Genomic DNA, 22,080 nt, shown 5'->3' on the forward strand with positions numbered 1-22,080 from the left:
GTAGCTCAGTTACCGAATAAAGACGGGTTCGTTCTCGTTTTCTGTATACTTTTCGCTGTAAGCATATCCATCGTAATCGAAACCCTTAATACCACGTAGGGTTTTGGTATCATGATCGATGATATACCGTACCATGCTTCCTCTAGCTTTTTTTGCGAAGAATGAAATGATCTTTAGTTCACCATTCTTAAAATCCTTGAACACCGGCGAAATTACAGGCACTTTTAGTTTTTTGATATTGATTACCTTAAAATACTCCTGACTCGCAAGATTCAGGAACAGCTCGTTGTCCTCCAGTTCGTCATTGAGTGCATTTGTGATCGCGTCACCCCAAAATTCATACAGATTCTTTTTCCTGTTGATCTTTAGGTCGGTGCCCATTTCCAGACGATAGGGCTGTATGAGATCCAGCGGACGGAGCATTCCATACATCCCCGATAAGATTCGAAGGCTGTCTTGCAACAGGTCGATCTTAGCTTCAGGAATGGAATAGGCATCCAATCCCTGATAAACATCCCCAGCAAATGCATAGACCGCCGGGCGGGCATTCTTTTTAGTGAACGGTGTAGAAAAATCCTTATAACGATGGTAATTGAGCTCGGCGAGTGCATCGCTAATACTCATAAGTTCCCTAATTGCTTTTTTCGACTTGTTGGAAAGTTTTGAGTTGAGCTGTTCGGCTTGTTCCAGGAATTGTGGTTGCGTGCCTCGTGTTGTGGGTAATTTGGTTTCAAAATCAAGGGATTTGGCCGGAGAGACGACAATTTTCATAACAAATGCTTTTTTTCAAAAATAGTAAGAAACGAGTAAATAAACAGCCTATCGCATTGGTAGTTCCAATGGTATAATAATGTGGGTTGATTATTCGATCACATGCTTGGCATACTGCCGCCATTTCTCAAGGCATTGTTCCATATCTTCCGGAATAGGCGCTTCAAATCGAAGTACTATCCCAGTCACCGGATGCTCAAATCCCAAGGTGCGGGCATGCAACGCTTGTCTGGGTAATAATTTGAAGCAATTCTCGACGAATTGTTTGTATTTGCTAAAACTGGTCCCTTTTAATATTTTCTCGCCGCCGTAGCGTTCGTCATTAAAAAGTGTATGTCCAATATGTTTTAAATGCACCCGTATCTGGTGTGTACGTCCTGTTTCAAGACGACAGGATAGCAGGGTTACATATCCCAGGCGCTCCAAGACCTTATAATGTGTTACAGCCGGTTTGCCTTTTTCGGCCTCATCCCCTTCAAAAACAGTATTCTGCAATCGATTCTTTGGATGCCGTCCAATGTTTCCTTCGATCGTTCCTTCCTCTTCTTCAACATTTCCCCAAACCAAGGCCACATATTCTCGCTCTGTCGATTTATTGAAAAATTGTCTGGACAGGTGCGTCATGGCCTCTTCGGTCTTTGCAATGACCAGCAATCCGCTGGTATCTTTATCGATGCGATGAACGAGCCCGGGTCGGTTACTGCTGTTGTTAGGAAGATTTTCGAAGTGATAGGTAAGGGCGTTAATGAGGGTGCCGCTATAGTTCCCATGTCCGGGATGTACTACCATTCCGGCAGGTTTGTTCACCACCAGCACTTCATTATCTTCATGAACAATGTCTATTGGTATATTCTCTGGAACCAGTAGATATTCGTAGGGAGGGTGCTCGAAAAGCACGGTTACGACATCATTCCCCTTTACTTTGTAACTGGATTTTACAGCAACATCGTTCACATAGATGTTTCCGTCTTTTGCTGCCTTCTGAATTTTATTTCGGGTGGCATTTTCAACCCTGTTCATAAGGTATTTATCGACCCGTAACGGCTGTTGCCCTTTGTCTGCTACAAACCGATAATGCTCAAAAAGATCATCACTTTCGGGATCGTTAATGGGTTCATTCGCCATCTCCTTCATTTTCAATTTCTGTTTCGGTGCCTTCTTCGGAAAGACCGTCGCCTTCGTCCAAATCTTCCTCTTGCCGCAAACTTCCCGAACCATCTCCCAAAATAAGATCGATCACTTCGGTGATCTGAAGCTCGGTCCCGGGCTCCAGTTTTTCTCCTTTATGCCGAAGCTCCAACACTTCATCTTTAGCTATATATGGTCTGTAGCTTATTTTACCAATCTCAAAGCCCATCGCCAGCAAGGTAGGTTCTGCTTGTCGGCGTGTTTTTCCAACCACGGGAGGAACCACCACTTTCCGGTATCCCGAAGGGTTGAGGTATAAATAGATCTTACGGTCTTCTTTTACGAATTTCCCCGCTTTTGGAATTTGTTCAATCACCGAGTATTTAGGGAAATCCGGGTTGTAGTTAGCCGAATCCAAGATCTCAAACCGCAGATCGTTCTCATCCAAAAGCGCTTCCACATCGTCCAATGACATCTTGGCTAGGTTAGGAACTTCTATAGTTTCACCATGATTGGTAGTACCGCGAAGCCACCATAAGATCAAGAAAGATAAAACGATAAGTACCAAGACCGCATAGAGCAATTGCTTTAAAAAGGTTTTGGTGAACAGGAATTTAATAAACGACATAAGCTGTAGTTAACACGACAAAAATATAAAACCTAAAGTTAGTATAGTTCTATTGATTAGTGATATTTTTGTTAAACGTCCGTTTTATATTTTTGTTATGGCAAAGAAACATATTGCAGTCGCTATGGGCGGCTATTCCAGTGAGTTCGAGATCTCCTTATTAAGTGGCGGTGTGGTGTGTGAATCACTTGACACTTCGCGCTATCACGTTTACCCTGTCCACCTTCTAAAGGAGGGTTGGTTTTACCTTGCTCCGGAAGGTACGAAACACGCCATCGATAAATCTAACTTTGGTTTTACGGTAAACGGAACCACCATCATCCCCGATGCCGTTTTCAACACCATACACGGAACCCCCGGCGAAGACGGCTATTTACAAGCTTACTGGGAGCTTTTGAATATCCCTCAAACCAGTACCGGATTCTATCAAGCCGCACTTAGTTTTAATAAACGAGATTGTCTTTCGGTATTACAACGGTTTGGAGTATCCTGCGCCAAATCCTATTACCTTAATAAAGGAAATGAAATTCATAAAGAAGAAATTGTAAAGATCGTCGGACTTCCCTGTTTTGTAAAACCGAACAGAGCGGGTTCCAGCTTTGGTGTAAGCAAGGTGCATGATATGGAGCAGTTACTTCCTGCCATCGAGAAAGCCTTCGAGGAGGATAACGAGATCATAATAGAAACCGCTTTAATTGGCGTGGAAGTTTCGGTAGGTGTCTACACACATAACAATGAAGTGATCGTGCTTCCGGCTACCGAGATCGTTTCAGAAAATGACTTTTTTGATTACGAAGCCAAATATTTGGGTAAATCCCAAGAAATCACGCCCGCTCGCATTTCCGAAGAAGAAACAGAAAAAGTAAAGGCCGAAGCACAACGTATCTATAAACTACTGAACATGAAAGGGGTCACACGCAGTGAGTTCATTCTTCAAAATGGAAAACCCTTTTTTCTAGAGATCAATACCACTCCGGGACTTTCGAAAGAAAGTATCATTCCAAAGCAAGCTCGGGAAGCCGGAATGAGTTTGACCGAATTCTTCGGAATACTCATTGAAGAAGCATTTGTAAAAAACTAAGTATCTTTAACCTATGAAGCGTGCTGTATTTCCCGGATCCTTCGACCCTGTCACTCTTGGGCATGTTGATATTATTGAACGTGCCTTACCTTTTTTTGACGAGATCATCGTTGCGATAGGTGTGAACGAAGCCAAAACATATATGTGGCCTCTTGAGGCGCGTATGGCTTTTATTTCTGAAACATTTCTGGGAAACAGCAAAATTAAGGTAATGAGCTATACGGGCCTTACCGCTGCATTTTGCAAAGAACAAGGGGCAAATTGTATCCTTAGGGGCTTAAGGAACACTACCGATTTCACCTATGAACAAACGATCGCACAAGCCAATGATCTGGTGAATGGTGTCGATTCGGTGTTTTTAATGTGCAGCCCCCAATACTCACATGTCTCATCTTCTATTGTCCGCGATATAGCAAGAAATGACGGAGATTATAAAATGCTGGTGCCTAAGTCGGTTCAATAACAAAGGAAAATAGGGAAACAAAAAAACTCCTTCAGCAAAACTGAAGGAGTTTTAATTTTTAGACGATCAACAGCTTATAGCGCTGCTACGTGCTTTGCCAACTGAGATTTCAAGTTCGCTGCTTTGTTATCGTGAATGATATTCTTCTTAGCTAACTTGTCGATCATAGAAACAACCTCAGGAAACATAGTTTCTGCTTCCTTCTTAGAAGTAGTCTCCTTGAATTTCTTCACGGCGTTACGCGCTGTCTTATGCTGATAGCGATTGCGTAAACGTTTTGTTTCGCTGTTTCTAATTCTTTTTAGTGCTGACTTGTGATTCGCCATGTTGTTTTTTTTAAAACTTAATTCTTTGTAGTCCGTAGGGGAATCGAACCCCTGTTACCAGGATGAAAACCTGGCGTCCTAACCCCTAGACGAACGGACCATTTATTTTCAAATGCGGATGCAAAAATACAACTATTTTTTAATGCCGCAAATCCTAATAAACTTTTTTTGAAAATTTTAATAGGCCTTAGCAAAAACCACCCGTTGAGACGATGGTTTTCCTGTAACCATACAGTGTCCCGCTTCCGAAGCTCCCTCCAAAGGGATACAGCGGATCGTCGCTTTTGTTTCATTCTTTATCTTCTCTTCGGTCTCGGCAGTACCGTCCCAATGCGCTAATATAAAGCCTCCTTTGGCTTCCAGCACCTCTTTAAATTCCTCATAGGTTTCAACAACTGTGGTATGCTCCTTACGGTGCAGGCTTGCTTTCTGAAATAAGTTCTTTTGTATGGTATCCATTAACGAAACGACCGTCTCTACCACTGCTTCCTGCGCCACCACTTCTTTGGTTAGTGTATCCCGCCTGGCTATTTCCACGGTGCCGTTCTCCAGATCCTTTGGACCAATGGCAATACGTACAGGAACTCCCTTTAATTCGTACTCGTTGAATTTCCACCCTGGTTTATGGGTATCCCTGTTATCGAACTTTACACGAATTCCCTTTGCGCGCAGCGATCCCATGAGCTCATTGGCAGCATTGCTTACTGCGTCAAACTGTTCATCATTGCGATATATAGGAACGATCACTACTTGATCTGGCGCTAAGTTAGGAGGGATTACCAGACCATTGTCGTCACTATGTGTCATCACCAATGCTCCCATCAATCGTGTAGAAACGCCCCAAGAGGTAGCCCAGACATATTCTTGCTTGCCTTCCTTGGTGGCAAATTTAACATCGAACGCTTTTGCAAAGTTCTGCCCTAAGAAATGAGAAGTACCTGCTTGCAGCGCTTTCCCGTCTTGCATTAACGCTTCAATACAATAGGTTTCCAAAGCACCTGCAAATCGCTCGCTTTCGGTCTTCAGTCCCTTAATGACGGGCACAGCCATATAGGTTTCCACGAAGTCGGCATATATATTCATCATCTGCTCAGCCTCGGCAATGGCTTCAGCTTCGGTCGCATGTGCGGTATGTCCCTCTTGCCACAGAAACTCTGCCGTACGAAGAAATAAGCGAGTTCGCATCTCCCAACGCACTACGTTGGCCCATTGATTGATCAAAAGCGGCAGATCACGATACGATTGTATCCATTTCCTGTAGGTATCCCATATAATGGTTTCGGAAGTTGGGCGAACAATTAGTTCCTCTTCAAGCTTTGCTGTAGGATCTACTACAATACCACTGCCGTCTTCAGCATTCTTTAATCGATAGTGCGTTACCACAGCACACTCCTTTGCAAATCCGTCTACATGGCTCGCCTCCTTACTGAAATATGATTTCGGAATAAATAATGGGAAATAAGCGTTTTGATGTCCCGTTTCCTTGAACATTCTATCCAGTTCTGCCTGCATTCGTTCCCAGATAGCAAAACCGTAGGGTTTGATCACCATACATCCCCTAACCCCCGAATTCTCAGCAAGATCCGCCATTAGCACCAGATCATTATACCATTTTGAATAATCCTCAGCGCGAGTCGTCAATTTATCAGCCATAGCAGGTAGTTTGGCACAAATCTTGTGCTTATGTTAAATGTTAGTTCTTCTCGGCAAAACTAACTATTTTTATAATGTCCAACAATTTAAATTACCGCTGTTATGCAAATTATATATACCTCTTTTAAAAAATCATTTTCTCTTGCACTCGCAGGGATAACCGCAGTGCTGCTAACCGCTTGCGGTACGTATAATAACGGTTATGGCGATTCGGACGGAATTTATAATTCTGAAACTGAAGTAACCACCACAACAGCCGAGGATTCCAGCGAAAAATCGAGTTACTACAAACAGTATTTTGAATCGAAGGACAAAGCATTTGAAGACCTTCCCGAAGAAAATCTAATTTTTACAGACATTGAAGCCTACACCACCACCGAAAGTATCGATGAGGATGGTTATATTATTGTAGAGGAGTCAGACTATGAAGAAGGATATGGCGCTTGGGGTGATAACCCGGAGAATATCACCATCAACGTATACGACAATGGCGGATTTGGATGGTATGGTCATGGATGGTATAATCCATGGTACGGAGGCTATTGGGGCTATCCCTATTACTGGCACCGTCCGCACTGGAACATTGGCTTTGGCTGGGGCTATCCTTTCTACGGCTATTATGGATGGGGGCACCCCTTTTACTATGGTGGCTATTACGGCGGATACTATAATCCGTATTACGGTTATGGAGGCTACAACAATATTGCTTATAACCGTGGTCGGAGAAATTTAGATTACGGTTTGGGCAGAAGTTCTACCCGTGGACGCTCCAACGCTACCAACGGTAGAGATTCTTACAGCAGATCTGAATTGAATCGCCGATCTAACGTGAATTCCACACGCCGCAGTTCAAGGTTTAATGGTGACCGTACTTCAAATATCCGTCGTAACTCAACGATCACAAGACCTAGAACAAATACATCTAGAAACAATAATGTCTATCGTCCAAACACGTCCCGGTCGAACTCTAATACGATCCGAAATAACAGATCGAGCAGACCCAATGTTTCCCGCTCGTCGGGAGGAAGTCGTTCCAGTGGAACCATACGAAGTTCGAGTGGTAGTTCGCGTTCCTCCGGAAGCAGAGGTGGCGGCGGACGCAGAGGTGGCGGTCGCGGATAAAATCATTTCATCATTTTTTATAACTTCATTATGAAAAGAATTTCTTTCTTACTCATAACAGTCCTTTCTATGACTGTTTCAAACGCCCAAGATATTACCGATGCCTTGCGTTACGGTACCGAAAATATAAACGGTACCGCCAGGTTCAATGCGCTTAGTGGAGCTTTCAACGCTTTGGGAGGGGATGTTTCCTCCATGGCAATAAATCCTGCCGGAAGCGCTGTTTTCCTCACAAATAGCATATCGATTTCTTTAGATATCAAGGACATCGAGAACAATGCTACCTATTTTAACAGCCGTATTAGAAGTTTTGATGCCGATGCGAACTTAAATCAGGCAGGAGCGGTCTTTGTATTTAATAATGCAGATGAAGAATCACCCTGGAAAAAATTTACGCTGGGACTCAATTATATTAGCACCAACGATTTCGATAATGAGGTCTTTTCAAAAGGTACCGGAAACACATCTATAGGCTCTTTCTTCTTAGCACAAGCACAAGGGATTCCTCTTGACCTTCTACAACTACAGGGCTCAGAAACCATTTCCGACTTATATACATTTCTGGGAGAAACGCAAGGCACTGCTGCTCAAAATGCATTTCTTGGCTATCAGGGATTTATATTTGATCCTGTCGATCCAACCAATTCACAGAATACACAATATACCTCAAATATTGCTTCAGGAACCTTTAATCAAGAATATGCACATTTAACGAGAGGTTATAACGGAAAGTACACCATGAACTTTGCCACACAATATAACGACAATCTTTTCTTCGGAATTAATTTGAACACACATATTATCGATTTTGACAGATATACTTATTTATACGAATCCAATAACAACCCCGGAAGCGTTGTAACCCAAGTTGGATTTGAGAATAATCTTTCGGTCTTAGGTTCCGGTTTTTCAGCTCAAATAGGAGCAATTCTGAAAGTAGCAGATAACTCCCGTATTTCTCTTTCTTATGACACCCCTACATGGCATGTTATTTCTGAAGAAACCACACAATACCTAGAGACCGAGCGTGTGGAAGAGGGTGTAACCATAGACCAGATTGTGAATCCTCGTGTTATAAATGTCTTCGAAGATTACAACTTGAGAACCCCGGGGAAGGTTGCTATTGGAATAGCTCAGGTTTTCGGCAAAAAAGGTCTCATTAGCTTCGACTATAGCTATAAAGACTATGCCAATACAGAGTTCAGTCCGAAAAATGATCCTTTTTTTATTGCTGAAAATGCCTTCATTAGAGAAACATTAAAGGATGCTTCAACCTATCGTTTGGGAGGAGAATATAGAATTGATAATCTAAGCTTGCGTGGTGGGGTTAGATACGAAGAGAGTCCGTACCAAGATGAAGTAACTGTGGAAGATCTATCAGGTTTTTCCTTAGGAGTAGGGTATAATTTTGGAAATTATACTTTCGATATATCCTACGCTCGATCGGAACAAAGCAGATCCCAACAATTATATAAGGTTGGTCTTACAGACACTGTTTTGATAGATACAACGCAGAGTAATATTGTCTTTACCTTAGGATTGAATCTTTAATCCATCCCAATAGTAATATATTAAAAAAGCCTGTCTAACTAGACAGGCTTTTTTAATTTGATCTTGTCGATCTATCGTTTTAGTGTAAAGTGGCCTTTAAATTCCTTTTGTGTTTCGTTCTCTTTGTATTCCACCACGAACCAGTAATCGCTCGAGGGTAATGGATTCCCGTTATAGGTACCATCCCATCCCGGACCCTGCGGACTGATCTGCTTCAAGAGCTTTCCAAACCTGTCAAATATATAAATTTTTGCCGTAGGGTCACCACCGGCAATGCCAATGATATTCCACGTATCGTGGTACCCATCCTGATTCGGTGTGACAAATCGAGGATAGTCAATAATGCTAACCTCCAAACTCACACTACCACACCCATTGGCATCCTTTATAGTCACCACATGAACCCCGGGGTCCACATCGGTAAAAGTACTCTCCTCTTGGAAAGGCCCATTGTCCAGCTGGAACACATAATCACCATCGCCTGTGACCATCACATCGATGGTATGAGAACTGGCAAAGGCCCCACTGGTCACCTCTGCACTATAGGTAATGGGAGGCGAAGAAACGATCACCGTTGTGGTGACCTCCATACTACAACCAGTAGCATTCTCCGTAACGATCACCGTATAGACACCGCCTTCCAAGGCAATGATCGAGGGACCGTTCTGTCCCAAAAGCGTCACCCCATCCAACTGCCACTCAAAACTATAGAGGGTAGCCTCCAGACCCGTATCGATCACAGGCGGGGAAGCGCCCCCTTCCTCAGCATCGATCGGGTTCCCATTGGCATCCACACAAAGACGATAGGTCTCATCCAAGACCACCAAAGGTAGCTGCTCCACCTTTAAGGTAACTTCGGTAATATCAAAACAACCCGTCTCAGGATGCGTCACACGCGCATAGATCACTTGCGGATTGATAATATTGGTATAGGCATCCGGCAACGCATTAGCCGTATCTCCCAACTGCGCCTGTTCCAGACTCTCATAAAAATCAACATCATAAGGCTGGCCTCCAAGGACCTCCAAACCAATTAGAGGAAGATCAAAGACCGTATACCCGTCGTTGGGACCCTCCTGGTCACAAAGCACATACGGCTCACTAAGAGCATTGGCAATAACACCCTCCAATACCTGAAGGTTGAAGGTTAAAGAATAGTTCCCCTCAGCGTCCTGCTCACTGGCAATGTAACACGTGGTCTGGGTGTTCAAGATCCCGACATAGATAGGCTGGCCCGGAGGACTCACACTACCATCATTCTGGTAATTGGTCACATCTCCTATTGGATTGCTTCCCGAAGCTGCATCACCCGGCGTTTCATAGAAACTAACCTGATGGATAAGGGGGTCCTGACCGTTCAAGATCTCATCGATCCGATCGGTAAGATCAAAGAAAGCAAAACCATCGTTGTCCACCTCACAGACTACCAGATCACTGATCTGAGCTGTCGCATCCGGAAGCGCATTGACCACAAGTAGCAACTCAACGATCTCAAAACACGCCTCTACACTGGCATTGTTGGTCACCCGAACATAGATCGTTTGCGGATTCTCCAAATTCTCATACATGGTGATATCACCCGCAATAGGGTCATTGTCCACCGCCTGCTGGTAACTCTCATGGTAAGAGAAAACAACATTAGGGTTGGTACTGATCTGCCCCTCACGAATGGTAAGATCAAAAAACTCCTTCTCATCCCCAGCATCGGTGTAGTCACACTTCTCGATAGGATCCGGCGTATTGGGCTGAGGGTTAGGAACCACCCGAAGTTCAAGGCTGGTAAAGTTCTCACACTCCGTATTGGTATCAAACACTCGTACATACACCGTCTGAGGATTACTCGTATTGGCATAGGCCGTGGCAGGGACAATGCGGTTCTCATCGTCCAATGCGTTTTGCTGGCTCTCGTAATAATAAGCCTCTACACCTGCAGCGCCGCCCGTGATCTCATCACTCTTGGCAGTAAGGTCAAAGAGGGTGACCCCGTCATTAGGCTCCCCAAGGTCATCACACTCTGACAAAGGCGTGGGAGCGTTCGCCAAGGGACCCGTATTGACCTGAAGTGTAAAACTCACAATGGCAAAACAACCGTTGCCACCACTCTCCAAACGAACCCAGATGGTCTGAGGGTTCACAGTATTGGTATACATCGTAGGGGTAGTGATCATTGGGGTGCCCGCCGTGGCATTGGCCAAACTCGTATGATAACTGAAACTATAGCTCACAGGAGGATCAGAGACCGGCTGAAGATCCAAAAGCGTTGGCTCATACACCGTAAGATCAAAGACCGAAGTGGTCCCCTGATCACAGGCCACCAGGGAAGGAAGACTGTTGGGTACCAAAGGGGACGGATTTACAATAAGGTCGAAGGTAACCACCGTATAACAGCCCGAGGTGTTAGGGGCCTGGGTGAAGGCCACACGCGCCCATACAGGCTGTACATTGGCCACAATGTTCTGATAAGGACTCGAGATAGGGAACACACCATTGTTGGCATCGCTCTGGCTCTCATGATAGGTCACCGTAGCACCCATGGCAGAGGTGATCTCAGCATCCTTGCTCGTAAGATCGAACAACGCGATCCCGTCATTGTCATCATCACACACCACCAAAGGGGTAGGGTCTGCCGCCACAGGGACCGGAAGCACCGAAATGGTAAGGGTCGTGCGTGCCTCACAGCCCGTGCTGTTGAACACACTCACATACAACGTCTGAGGGGTAGCCGTATTGGCGTACGAAGTGGCGGGACTAATGGCCGTACCCGCAGCCTGATCGGCAGGGGTCTCGTAATAAAATACCGTAAGATCCGGGTTAAAGCCCGTGATCTCTGAATTGTAAGACGTAAGATCAAAGAGCGTCACACCATCCGTATCACTGCCACTGGCCTGATCATCACACACCGCCTTATCCGCAGGGTCATTAATGAGGGGGTACACCCCAACGATCAGATCAAAGGAACTGATACGACCACAACCCGTGGCATTCTCCTGCAAACGTACCCAGATCGTCTCACCGCCACTGGTATAAGCAGTGGTATTGATAATGGCATTGATGCCCCCATCGGCATCGGCAAAACTCGTATGGTAGCTCACACTGTAATCCGGAGGAAGCTGGGTCCCGCCCGTTACAAAAGGCGTGTTGTCTTCTAAATTGAACACCGCACTGCCTCCACCGGTAGTGTCACAAGAGATAAGATCCCCAAAACCGGAGACAGGCGCATCCGGCAGAAGGTTCACAATAAGATCCAAAGCAACAACACTGTAACAGGCAGGAGAAGTACTGGGAGGCGTCACTATACGAGTGACACGAGCCCAAACAACATCAGTAAAAGGATCATCATTCGTATAAGGACTCAGCAACTCAGTGCCGGAAACACCAGCCTCAGCCTCAGCCTGGGTCTGGTAGTAGAGCACCGTAACATCCGTCTCACCATTGGCGATCTCAAGATCCTTGTCAGTTAACGTGAAATCAGCAAAACCATCGTTGTTGTCATCACAAACCTCTAAAGGAGTGGGAGTGGCCGAAGATGGGTTGGCAAGCACCACCAGAGTCAAGGTCGTAAGGCGTTTGCAACCAAACTGGTTGGTCACACGCGCAATGATCGTCTGGGGGGTGGGCTGAGTCGCCGGAGCGATCGTACGGTTCTGATATGCTCCCGGAGTGACGATGGGCGTATCAGACGCCTCATCGGCCAAGGTCTCAAACCACATCACCTGATAGTTCAAATTACCACCGGTGATCTCTCCAACACGACTGGTAAGATCAAAAGTGCTCAACTGATCCGTAGGGGTACTACCCCCTACCTCGTCATCACAAAGCTCATAAGGTGCCGCCTGAACAACCACCGGCAACGGATCCACAATAAGATCCAACGCCACAATACTGTAACAGCTCTCCCCCGTAGAAGCAGGGGTCGTACCCGGATCAACACTGCCCGCATTACCCACTACCAGAACATACACTGTCTGGGAAAAAGCAACAACGTTCTGGTAGGCTCCAGGAGTGCCTATAGCCATTGAAAAATCACCCGGAGGCATGGCAAGGACACTATCGCCCGCCGCAATGGCATCCACCTCTTGCTCGTAATAATAAATATCGTAGTTCGCTGGATCCAAACCGTTGAGAACCTCAGGCTCAACCTCAGTGAGATCAAAGGTCTCAAAACCATCACCAGGATTGTTGTAATCGCATTCGCGAAGCGGAGCAGAAGGAGCAATGATATCCGGTGTGTTGCGGACTTCAAGATCTAGTTTTACGATAGAATAACAGCTGCTCATCGTACTTTCCACACGTGCCCACACCTCATCCATATATGGATCGTCGTTAGCATAGGGGTCAAATAACTCGTCAATATCATTAATGGCATTAAGTTCGGTTCCAAAATATCGTACTATGAGGTTCGGGTCCCCCATAGTAATATCCATATCGGCGTCATGTAAGGTGAACATGGCCAGACCATTGTTATCATCATCACATACCACTAAAGGGTCCGGCATCATATTGATAACGGGTGGAGTATCCATGTTGATGACAAAATTTTGACTAGTATCAAAACAGGTTGTTTCGTCATTATTTTCAACTCGAATATAAATAGTCGAACCTGCATTTGCGGTCGTGACAGTATAGGGTGTTGGCAACGGAGCAACATCATTATCGGCATCAGCTTGACTGGAGTGATAACTTACAGTAAAATCCAGTGGATTTTGTCCGGCTAGCACCATAGTGTTGAAAACTGCCGAAAGATTGATAGTTTCCATTCCATCGTTATCTTGATCACATACAAAATATGGGTTGGGTGTTATTGCTCCCGATGTTACTGTAGAAAAAATCAAATCGAAGGAATCTGTAGCATAGCAAATTCCCGACATATCCTCGATACGCACAAAAATGGTTTCAATCGGAGGGGTTGCTATCGGGTACGCAGCGGGTGTTCCAATGGGCGCGGCTCCTGTGTCTGCATCAGCCTGTGAATTATGATATGTAATAGTAAATTCTGCGGGGTTCTGCCCTCCTAAAACCAAAGGAGAGTTTACAGTAAGATCGAAAATCCCGGTACCTGAATCTGCGCATTGAAAAATATCATTCGGTGGATTAGCAATTACCGGCTGAGGGTAGAACACGACTTCATAAAATTCGGTGTTTACAGCACCTCCAAATAATTCAATATCGACTCTGTAATTTCCTGACTGTGTTACAGAAAGTGTAGGATTTGTTTCGGCAGGAACAAATGGCACGAAGATATTAGAACCCGGAGGACTTTCATAGGACCACTCATAACTAAGTGCCCCTGTCGTAGAAGCATCGAATGTTACAGTTTCACCCTCACACGCTTCAGTTAAAACAATTGAACAGTCAAAAGCATCGGGATCTCCAAAAGTAAGGTCAAAGATATCGGGCGTAGAAGAAAATCTATCTACCACAATAATAACTTCATCTCCCGGCACTAATGATAAAAACTGAACTTGGCCATCCCCCGCAGCAGTTTCACATAAATCGGTGGCGGTTAGGTTTAGACCGGTGTCATATTCGCCGGCCCCGGGGGCATCGAAGCTCCCCCTGTCTGCAACGCCTAAATTAGCACAGTCCGCATTCACCCATACTGCAAAGTCGTAATCGACATTGCCGGTAGGTTCAATTTGAAAAGTGAAATTAGTGGGTTGGTCAATTACCAACAGAAACCAGAGAGTTCTCGTTCCGGCCAGTGTTTGACAGGTAGTGTTGATAGTAATAGGTGACGGGTCGATCGCATTATTCTGCAAACCGTCCTGACCAGTACAAATAGGGATTAAAATATCACATACCTGAGCCTGTGATGGCATCGTGAATCCCAGAAAAAAAAGAAGAAAAAGTAATTTTAAAAATTTCATAGTTTGGGGATTACTGCTTAGTAATAGCAAATTGTTTTAATTCTACGCCTGAACTCTTTACTTTAACGATGTAGGCTCCAGAAGGCAGGGCCGAAAGATCAACTTTCTTCACAAGAGGATTAAGACCCTTTTGTATTGCTTCGGAAAAAACTTCAATTTCATCTTTAAAAATATGATATGTGATCTCGGCTTCTTCTTCAAAATTAAACTCAAATACGGCACTGGAAAGGACCTCTTTTGGAGCAAAGGATATTTCTGAAGGATCGATACTAGTTTCTAAAGGTTCTTGAGCGACGGCAATCGTCGAAATCATAAGGATCAAGAGGAATAACACTGTGTTTTTCATAAAATGGGGTATATGGTGCGAAAATTAAGAAAATTTTATGAAACCGCCCCCTTCACTTTTAAAAATAGTGACATTGAAATCTTTTATAGCATTCGTTGAATGCGTATCTTTGCCCCTTGTATTTTTGCATACTGAATTATTATGTATATGGATCTAGAAAAACAGCTTAGAGCTATTGAAGCACAGGGAGATGACCATATTGGGTCTTCCACTGAAACCCCGCTGCGTCCCGATGCTTTCGAGCTTAGTGATATTGAAAAGATTGCCCTTATCAAGAAAGATGTTCAAAACATCATGAATACTCTTGGGTTAGACCTAACAGACGACAGTCTAAAAGGAACGCCTACTCGTGTGGCAAAAATGTTCGTTCAAGAGATTTTTGGCGGTTTACATCCCGATCGAAAACCAAAGGCCTCTACCTTTGAGAACAAATACAAATACGGCGAAATGTTGGTAGAAAAGAATATCACCCTATATTCTACCTGCGAACATCACTTATTACCCATTGTAGGTAAAGCGCACATCGCTTATATTTCCAGCGGAACCGTAGTTGGACTATCAAAAATGAATCGAGTGGTGGATTATTTTGCAAAGCGACCACAGGTTCAAGAGCGATTAACAATGCAAATTGTTGAAGAACTACAAAAAGTGCTCGGCACCGAAGATGTCGCCTGTGTGATCGACGCAAAACACCTGTGTGTCAACTCACGAGGCATACGTGACATTGACAGCAGTACGGTTACCAGCGAGTTTGGAGGAAAGTTCAAAGACCCGCAAACACGAAGAGAGTTCTTAGACTACATCCATTTAGACACCGAATTTTAATTGCTAGAAACGCACCGAATGAAAGGTTACGAACAACAGGACGTTTACATCTACAATTCCTTAAGTAAGACCAAAGAAAAATTCGTCCCGCTCCATGCCGGAGCGGTGGGAATGTATGTATGTGGTCCAACAGTGTACAGCAATGTACATATGGGGAATTGCCGTACCTTCCTTTCTTTCGACCTTGTTTTTCGATACCTGAAGCACCTAGGTTTCAAAGTTCGCTATGTTCGAAACATCACAGATGCCGGCCATTTGGAAAACGATGGCGAAAGCGGTGACGACCCTATTTTAAAGAAGGCCAGAATTGAAAAACTGGAGCCCATGGAAGTGGTGCAAAAATACACCGTAGACTTTCATACTATCATGGCACTTTTTAACGCATTGCCTCCCAGTATTGAACCAACGGCTACCGGTCATATCATTGAGCAGATCGAGATCGTTGAAAAGATAATTGCTGCAGGGTATGGGTACGAAAAGAACGGTTCTGTTTATTTTGATGTAGTGAAATTCAATAAGGACCACGCGTATGGGAAATTGAGCGGAAGAAAGCTGGAAGATATGATCACCAATACACGAGAGTTGGCTGCTCAGTCTGAAAAGAAAAACCCCCAGGATTTTGCACTTTGGAAAAAGGCAGAACCCCAGCATATTATGCGATGGCCATCTCCTTGGAGTGATGGTTTCCCGGGCTGGCACCTTGAATGTACTGCGATGAGCACAAAATATCTTGGAAATCAGTTCGACATTCACGGCGGCGGAATGGACCTAAAGTTCCCGCATCACGAATGTGAGATCGCACAGGCAGAAGCTTCTACAAAGCAATCGCCGGTAAATTACTGGATGCATGCCAACATGCTGACCCTTAACGGCAAGAAAATGTCCAAATCGACCGGAAATAATATTTTACCCAATGAATTGATTTCGGGCCGGAACGATATCCTCAGTAAGGCCTTTTCCCCTACTGTGGCCAAATTCTTCATGTACCAAGCACATTACAGAAGTATCCTGGATTTTTCCAACGAGGCATTATTAGCTTCAGAAAAAGGGTTTCAGCGCCTGTTGGATGCCTATCACAGTATCGATGACCTTCCTACAGCTAGCAGCCACGGTTTGGAAATTGCCAAATGGCGACAATCCTGTTATGCTGCCATGAACGATGATTTCAACAGTCCTATATTGATCGCCCAACTCTTCGAAGCCGTAAAGTTCATCAATGCGGTTAAGGATGGCTCCGCTTCTGTTTCCGAAGCAGATAGAACATTGCTTAAGGAAACCATGAGTAATTTCATCTTTGATGTACTGGGTCTGGAAGACGCTGCAAGTGAAGGTTCGAAGGTAACCGAAAAACTAAATGGTGCGGTAGCTTTACTCATTGAACTGCGAAACAGAGCACGAGCCAATAAAGATTTTGACACCAGTGACCGGATTCGAGATGAGCTTGCCGCGGTAGGTATCCAGCTTAATGACGGTAAAGAAGGCACATCCTTTTCTTTGAACTAGGTGAAGCGTATCCTTACATACCCATTCATACTGTTGATTCGCGGGTATCAATTTTTTATATCCCCTCTTTTGCCTTCCAGTTGCAGATACACCCCTACCTGTTCGCATTACAGTATTGAAGCCTTACAAAAACACGGATTGATTCGCGGTGGCTGGTTGTCTGCAAAACGCATAGCAAGCTGTCATCCCTGGGGTGGTTCGGGTTATGATCCTGTCCCTCCTTCAGAAAAAGAAAATACGCAAAACCACTAAGCTTCCCTCGCCTATTTTGTTATCTTTATCGGGCATTTTTAAAAACAAACCATGCAGTATTTAAGTTTTGTTTGGGATCCAAGTGAGGGTATCGATCTTGGTTTTTTCATGATCCGTTATTACAGTTTGATGTTCGTGATAGCCTTTACATTAGGCTGGTTCATCATGAAGCGTATATTCAGGAATGAAGGCATTCCCTTAGAAAAACTGGACAGCCTCTTTATCTATACCGTCATTGCCACATTGGTTGGAGCTCGTTTGGGCCACGTGATCTTTTATGAACCCGAAATTTTCAGTAAAGATCCGCTTTCGGTATTTCTACCCTTTCAAACAGTCCCGGAATTTGAATTCACAGGGTTTAGAGGACTGGCAAGTCACGGTGCAGCCATAGCGATTATTATCGCCATGTTTATCTACAGCAAAAAAGTATTGAAGAAGCCGGTGCTTTGGATCCTGGACCGTGTGGTAATTGCGGTAGCCTGTGGCGGTATTTTTGTGCGTATCGGGAATTTTATTAATTCTGAAATCATTGGGGATGCGACCCATAGTGATTATGGGGTGATCTTTAAGCAATTGAATGAAGATTTCCCGCGACATCCTGCTCAATTGTATGAAGCCGCAGGGTACGTGATCGTATTCCTATTGCTTTGGTACATTTACTGGAAAACCAATAAACGAAACTTTTTGGGATATATCTTCGGACTATTTTTGATCCTGTTATGGACGGTTCGGTTCTTAGTAGAGTTTGTGAAAGAGAGTCAGGGTGGCTTTGAAAGTGCCCTCGGAAATGCTTTGTCAACAGGACAATGGTTAAGCATCCCATTTATTATCGCAGGAATTTATTTTATGATACAATCCTCAAAAAAGCCTTATACTTCATGAAACGATATTGGATCGCAGTAGCGGTTGCCGGTGTTCTTTTGTTCCCGCTAAGCTGCAAGGAAAAAGAAAAGGAAAAAGTACTTACCAAAGAAGTTACCTTTACTAAAGAAGGGGAGTTGACGCTTCGTAAAGCTGCGACAGATTCGGTTGTTGCACGGCTGGATATCGAGATCGCAGACGATGCCTACCAGACCGAAACCGGATTGATGTACCGAAAATCTATGCCCGATTCGCAGGGAATGCTCTTTGTATTTGACGAGGAACAACGTCGCGCCTTCTATATGAAGAATACCGAGTTCCCCTTGGACATCCTCTACATTAATAAAGATAATAAGATCGTCACCATCCGGAAGAATGCCCAGCCCTATGATGAAACTTCGCTTCCTTCAGAAGCACCGGTAATATATGTATTAGAAATCAATGCAGGTCTTAGTGACGCATGGGGGCTTGAAAAAGGAGATCGTATTGAATGGAACCGATTGAATTAGAAATAACATTTAAAAAATAGCTGCTTCCGAAAAGAACATCGCGGAAGAAATCATAAAAAAATCCCTTCGAACTTTCGAAGGGATTTTTTTATTTCCGAAGCAGAGAACGATTTAAACCGCTTCTACAGGCTCTTCTTTTTTCTTGTCGCTAAGATCAATTCCTTTTTTCTTCACGGTATCGTACATCACCGGGGTTGCGATGAACAAGGATGAATAAGTACCTACTACGATACCTACGATGATCGCAAATAACAATCCGCGAATTGATTCAGCTCCAATAAAGAACATACACAACAATACGATCAAGGTAGTTAGCGATGTATTCAAGGTACGACTTAAGGTGCTGTTCAATGCAGCGTTGATCACACGGTTCATCTTCCAGGTACCATGCTCGTTAAAATACTCGCGAATTCGGTCAAAAACAACGACCGTATCGTTCAGCGAGTATCCAATAACCGTTAGGATGGCCGCAATAAACGATTGATCGATCTCCATACTAAATGGCATAATTCGATACGTAAGTGAGAAGATCCCTAATACAATTAAAACATCATGGAATACCGCAGCTACGGCTCCTAAACTAAATTGCCATCTTCTAAAACGCAATAGGATGTATAGGAAGACCACGATCAAAGATCCCAGTACTGCCCAGAACGATGACTTTTTAATATCATCTGCAATGGTAGGACTTACTTTATAATATTCCATTCTACCTACCGTCTTATCTTCTTGATCTGAGGTAAAATCATCAAAGGTCATATCTGAAGGAAGGTAAGGCTGCAATCCCTGGAACAACATCTGTTCAATTTCCTGGTCAACTTCATTACCGCTATCGTCCACCTTATACTTTGTAGTGATCTTTAACTGATTATCCCCTCCATAGGTTTTTGCTTCGGCACTTCCGTAGACCTCGATAAGGTCTTCTTGTACAGCAACAGCATCTACATCTTGGGCAAAACGAACAGTGTAGGTACGACCTCCAACAAAATCAACACCCTGGTTCAATCCTACAGTAAATAATGATCCCAAACTGATCAAGATCAAAATTCCGGAGATCACATAAGCGATCTTACGCTTCTCAAGGAACTTAATATTAACATTCTTGAATAGATTCTTGGTAACACCTGTTGAGAAGGGTAATGGTTTACCGTTCTTGGTATAACTGTCAATAAACAATCGTGTAATAAAGATCGCTGTGAACAGAGAGGTTAGGATACCAATTAATAGCGTGGTTGCGAAGCCTTGAATAGGTCCTGTTCCGAAGACCAATAGGATAAGTCCGGTAAGACCTGTTGTGATGTTCGCATCCAAAATGGACGACAAGGCATTATTGAAACCATCCTTGATCGCATCTTTTTGAGCTTTTCCTTTGTCCAGTTCCTCACGGATCCTTTCAAAGATAAGTACGTTCGCATCCACAGACATACCTATGGTCAAGATAATACCGGCGATACCGGGAAGTGTTAGCACGGCTCCAAGTCCCGCTAAGATCCCGAATATAAACAGGATGTTCACTGCCAGAGCGACGTCTGCAAACAGACCCGCTTTACCGTAGTAACCGATCATCCATAACAATACAAACGCCAATGCCAGTACAAAAGAAATGATACCGCTGTCGATCGCTTCTTGTCCTAGGGTAGGCCCTACGACTTCTCCTTGAATGATCTCTGCCGAAGCAGGTAATTTACCTGCACGTAAAACGTTTGCAAGATCCTGTCCTTCGGTAATTGTAAAATCTCCGGTAATGGAGCTACGTCCGCCGGAAATAGGTCCCGAAGTTACTCCGGGAGCAGAGTATACAATATCATCAAGTACGATGGCGATCTGACTTTGCGTATTGAACGCTTTTGCTGTCATTTCCTCCCAGATCTTCGCCCCTTTACCATTCATTTGCATATCAACTGCAACACGTCCTACTTGATCGTACGATTGCGCTGCATCTACCACAACACCGCCACTTAATGGTGGCTTTCCATCTTTTCCAACCTTTAAGGCATATAAAGAAGTTACATCTTGATTCAATTGCTCATTGAATTCAGGTTTTCCCCAAACAAAACGAGTAGTACGCTTATCGGCAGGAAGAAGGTTCTTCACCTGTGGCATACGCAAGTAGCTATTGATAACCGCTGTGTCCTTTAAGGCAAAAGTTGCGATGATAGGCGTTCCCTGGAATCCCGGAGAGATTATTCGTGCCTGGATCGGGTTCGTTTTTAACACATCACCTTCAGTATCGGTAACATCTTCTCCCTTTAAAAGTTCGTTGATCTCGTCATCTTCGGTTGCAGTACTATCCTGAACTTCTTCTTCGGGAGTTTCAGCTTTGGTCAACTCCACTACTTTTTGTTCAGCTTCCATAAGGAAACCGGCCATTTCTTCACTTTTATAGACTTCCCAGAATTCTAACTGTGCTGTTTTCTGAAGAAGGTCCTTGGTTCTTTCAATATCTTTCGCTCCTGGTAATTCAACCAAGATACGCGCAGAGTTTCCAATACGCTGAATGTTGGGTTGTGTAACACCAAATTTGTCGATACGTTTTCTCAATACCTCAAAGGCAGAGACGATGGCTTCATCGATCTTGTTTTCGATAACACGCTTTACCTCATCATTGGTCATTTCGGCATTGATCTCCTCTTCCAGATTCTTGTTGAAGAAAATACTTGGAGACGCTAGCCTGTTCTCACCCGGAAGGGCTTCGAATGCGGTAAAGAAAGATTCTAAATACGTATCCTGACTTTGTTTCTGAAGTTCAGTCGCGTTGGCTAAGGCCTGATTGAATGCGGCATCTTTAGAATCGTTTGCGAGACCTCTCAAGATATCTTTTACAGAAATCTGTAAGATCACATTGATACCGCCCTTTAAATCCAGTCCTTTGTTAAGTTCCTTTTCTTTTGCGGTCTTGTAGTCAATTCCCAAGAAAACGGGCTCCTGCGCCACAGAATCCAGATATTGAACCTCGGCCACATCTCTTTCCTCCGACTGCTCCTTAGGGTACTTGGCATCTGCAAACACCTTCGCTTCATCTTCAACCTTGTTTGCAATGTATGTGAAGGAAAGTTGGTACAAACTCACCAGTCCAAATAATATCGCAAATACTGTAATTAGTCCTTTGTTTTGCATTCTATGAATGTTTAAATAATTTTAAAAACGTGCAAATATAGGTTTTCAAAAAAGAAATGACAATTATTTTCTTTTTA

Annotated in this window: 17 protein-coding genes and 1 tRNA gene; 9 read left to right on the forward strand and 9 right to left on the reverse strand. The window is 44.0% G+C overall.

The window, feature by feature from the left end:
• Positions 1–9 precede the first annotated feature (9 nt).
• The 3 genes from yaaA to JS40_RS06250 all read right to left on the reverse strand — a co-directional run bounded on the left by yaaA (position 10) and on the right by JS40_RS06250 (position 2,527).
• Positions 10–771, reverse strand: coding sequence for a peroxide stress protein YaaA (yaaA, locus tag JS40_RS06240; protein WP_034259192.1), 762 nt, complete (start codon positions 769–771; stop codon positions 10–12).
• 90 nt (positions 772–861) lie between these two features.
• Positions 862–1,896, reverse strand: coding sequence for an RluA family pseudouridine synthase (locus tag JS40_RS06245; RefSeq protein WP_034262165.1), 1,035 nt, complete (start codon positions 1,894–1,896; stop codon positions 862–864).
• Positions 1,886–2,527, reverse strand: coding sequence for a PASTA domain-containing protein (locus JS40_RS06250; protein WP_034259194.1), 642 nt, complete (start codon positions 2,525–2,527; stop codon positions 1,886–1,888). Before JS40_RS06250 ends, JS40_RS06245 begins: the two co-directional genes overlap by 11 nt.
• Before the next feature lie 97 nt (positions 2,528–2,624).
• Here JS40_RS06250 and JS40_RS06255 point away from each other — a divergent pair, with 97 nt between their 5' ends.
• On the forward strand, positions 2,625–3,608 hold the full coding sequence (locus JS40_RS06255) for a D-alanine--D-alanine ligase (RefSeq protein ID WP_034259196.1): 984 nt from the start codon (positions 2,625–2,627) through the stop codon (positions 3,606–3,608).
• A gap of 13 nt (positions 3,609–3,621) precedes the next feature.
• Complete coding sequence (gene coaD, locus JS40_RS06260) at positions 3,622–4,071, forward strand: pantetheine-phosphate adenylyltransferase (protein ID WP_034259198.1); 450 nt, start codon at positions 3,622–3,624, stop codon at positions 4,069–4,071.
• Between the two features lie 74 nt (positions 4,072–4,145).
• Here coaD and rpsT read toward each other — a convergent pair whose 3' ends face one another.
• From rpsT to proS, 3 genes are all read right to left on the reverse strand, one after another.
• Entirely contained in the window at positions 4,146–4,397 is a 252-nt protein-coding gene (gene rpsT, locus JS40_RS06265) for a 30S ribosomal protein S20 (protein ID WP_034259200.1), read from the reverse strand.
• 28 nt (positions 4,398–4,425) lie between these two features.
• Positions 4,426–4,497 (reverse strand) — tRNA-Glu (locus JS40_RS06270).
• 77 nt (positions 4,498–4,574) lie between these two features.
• Positions 4,575–6,050, reverse strand: a complete 1,476-nt coding sequence (gene proS, locus JS40_RS06275; protein WP_034259203.1) for a proline--tRNA ligase — start codon at positions 6,048–6,050, stop codon at positions 4,575–4,577.
• 102 nt (positions 6,051–6,152) lie between these two features.
• On the opposite strand from proS, the gene JS40_RS06280 reads away from it, so the two are divergent.
• Positions 6,153–7,172: a hypothetical protein gene (locus JS40_RS06280; RefSeq protein WP_051957513.1), complete on the forward strand. Its 1,020-nt coding sequence runs from the start codon at positions 6,153–6,155 to the stop codon at positions 7,170–7,172.
• 30 nt (positions 7,173–7,202) lie between these two features.
• The gene (locus tag JS40_RS06285) at positions 7,203–8,723 is read left to right on the forward strand and encodes an OmpP1/FadL family transporter (protein WP_034259205.1); all 1,521 of its coding nucleotides are present in this window, start codon (positions 7,203–7,205) and stop codon (positions 8,721–8,723) included.
• A 71-nt stretch (positions 8,724–8,794) separates the two neighbouring features.
• Here the strand turns inward: JS40_RS06285 and JS40_RS06290 are convergent, their stop codons facing one another.
• Together JS40_RS06290 and JS40_RS06295 are read right to left on the reverse strand one after the other, a co-directional pair.
• Entirely contained in the window at positions 8,795–14,590 is a 5,796-nt protein-coding gene (locus JS40_RS06290; RefSeq protein ID WP_034259206.1) for a T9SS type B sorting domain-containing protein, read from the reverse strand.
• 10 nt (positions 14,591–14,600) lie between these two features.
• A complete protein-coding gene (locus JS40_RS06295) occupies positions 14,601–14,936 on the reverse strand; it encodes a hypothetical protein (protein WP_034259208.1) in 336 nt (111 codons plus the stop codon).
• A 147-nt stretch (positions 14,937–15,083) separates the two neighbouring features.
• Here JS40_RS06295 and folE point away from each other — a divergent pair, with 147 nt between their 5' ends.
• The 5 genes from folE to JS40_RS06315 are packed head-to-tail and all read left to right on the forward strand — an operon-like array spanning position 15,084 to position 18,886.
• Positions 15,084–15,761 (forward strand): GTP cyclohydrolase I FolE, encoded by a 678-nt coding sequence (gene folE / locus JS40_RS06300; protein WP_034262171.1) that lies wholly within the window; start codon positions 15,084–15,086, stop codon positions 15,759–15,761.
• 18 nt (positions 15,762–15,779) lie between these two features.
• Positions 15,780–17,264 carry a cysteine--tRNA ligase gene (gene cysS / locus JS40_RS06305; RefSeq protein WP_034259210.1) on the forward strand — a complete coding sequence of 495 codons (1,485 nt, stop codon included), beginning with the start codon at positions 15,780–15,782 and terminating at the stop codon, positions 17,262–17,264.
• Positions 17,265–17,516 (forward strand): membrane protein insertion efficiency factor YidD, encoded by a 252-nt coding sequence (gene yidD / locus JS40_RS15230; protein ID WP_084677452.1) that lies wholly within the window; start codon positions 17,265–17,267, stop codon positions 17,514–17,516.
• 51 nt (positions 17,517–17,567) lie between these two features.
• Positions 17,568–18,398, forward strand: coding sequence for a prolipoprotein diacylglyceryl transferase (lgt, locus tag JS40_RS06310; protein ID WP_034259212.1), 831 nt, complete (start codon positions 17,568–17,570; stop codon positions 18,396–18,398).
• Positions 18,395–18,886 carry a DUF192 domain-containing protein gene (locus JS40_RS06315; RefSeq protein ID WP_034259213.1) on the forward strand — a complete coding sequence of 164 codons (492 nt, stop codon included), beginning with the start codon at positions 18,395–18,397 and terminating at the stop codon, positions 18,884–18,886. The genes lgt and JS40_RS06315 overlap by 4 nt, the downstream gene beginning before the upstream one ends.
• 111 nt (positions 18,887–18,997) lie before the next feature.
• Here JS40_RS06315 and secDF read toward each other — a convergent pair whose 3' ends face one another.
• Positions 18,998–22,003 (reverse strand): protein translocase subunit SecDF, encoded by a 3,006-nt coding sequence (secDF, locus tag JS40_RS06320; RefSeq protein ID WP_034259214.1) that lies wholly within the window; start codon positions 22,001–22,003, stop codon positions 18,998–19,000.
• Between the last annotated feature and the right edge of the window lie 77 nt (positions 22,004–22,080).

This window comes from Altibacter lentus (assembly GCF_000746845.1).
Classification (GTDB): domain Bacteria; phylum Bacteroidota; class Bacteroidia; order Flavobacteriales; family Flavobacteriaceae; genus Altibacter; species Altibacter lentus.

Excerpts from the sequence above, each read along its gene's own strand:
- yaaA (WP_034259192.1), bottom strand. The coding sequence starts at position 771 with ATGAAAATTGTCGTCTCTCCGGCCAAATCCCTTGATTTTGAAACCAAA.
- JS40_RS06245 (WP_034262165.1), bottom strand. The coding sequence starts at position 1,896 with ATGGCGAATGAACCCATTAACGATCCCGAAAGTGATGATCTTTTTGAG.
- JS40_RS06250 (WP_034259194.1), bottom strand. The coding sequence starts at position 2,527 with ATGTCGTTTATTAAATTCCTGTTCACCAAAACCTTTTTAAAGCAATTG.
- JS40_RS06255 (WP_034259196.1), top strand. The coding sequence starts at position 2,625 with ATGGCAAAGAAACATATTGCAGTCGCTATGGGCGGCTATTCCAGTGAG.
- coaD (WP_034259198.1), top strand. The coding sequence starts at position 3,622 with ATGAAGCGTGCTGTATTTCCCGGATCCTTCGACCCTGTCACTCTTGGG.
- rpsT (WP_034259200.1), bottom strand. The coding sequence starts at position 4,397 with ATGGCGAATCACAAGTCAGCACTAAAAAGAATTAGAAACAGCGAAACA.
- proS (WP_034259203.1), bottom strand. The coding sequence starts at position 6,050 with ATGGCTGATAAATTGACGACTCGCGCTGAGGATTATTCAAAATGGTAT.
- JS40_RS06280 (WP_051957513.1), top strand. The coding sequence starts at position 6,153 with ATGCAAATTATATATACCTCTTTTAAAAAATCATTTTCTCTTGCACTC.
- JS40_RS06285 (WP_034259205.1), top strand. The coding sequence starts at position 7,203 with ATGAAAAGAATTTCTTTCTTACTCATAACAGTCCTTTCTATGACTGTT.
- JS40_RS06290 (WP_034259206.1), bottom strand. The coding sequence starts at position 14,590 with ATGAAATTTTTAAAATTACTTTTTCTTCTTTTTTTTCTGGGATTCACG.
- JS40_RS06295 (WP_034259208.1), bottom strand. The coding sequence starts at position 14,936 with ATGAAAAACACAGTGTTATTCCTCTTGATCCTTATGATTTCGACGATT.
- folE (WP_034262171.1), top strand. The coding sequence starts at position 15,084 with ATGGATCTAGAAAAACAGCTTAGAGCTATTGAAGCACAGGGAGATGAC.
- cysS (WP_034259210.1), top strand. The coding sequence starts at position 15,780 with ATGAAAGGTTACGAACAACAGGACGTTTACATCTACAATTCCTTAAGT.
- lgt (WP_034259212.1), top strand. The coding sequence starts at position 17,568 with ATGCAGTATTTAAGTTTTGTTTGGGATCCAAGTGAGGGTATCGATCTT.
- JS40_RS06315 (WP_034259213.1), top strand. The coding sequence starts at position 18,395 with ATGAAACGATATTGGATCGCAGTAGCGGTTGCCGGTGTTCTTTTGTTC.
- secDF (WP_034259214.1), bottom strand. The coding sequence starts at position 22,003 with ATGCAAAACAAAGGACTAATTACAGTATTTGCGATATTATTTGGACTG.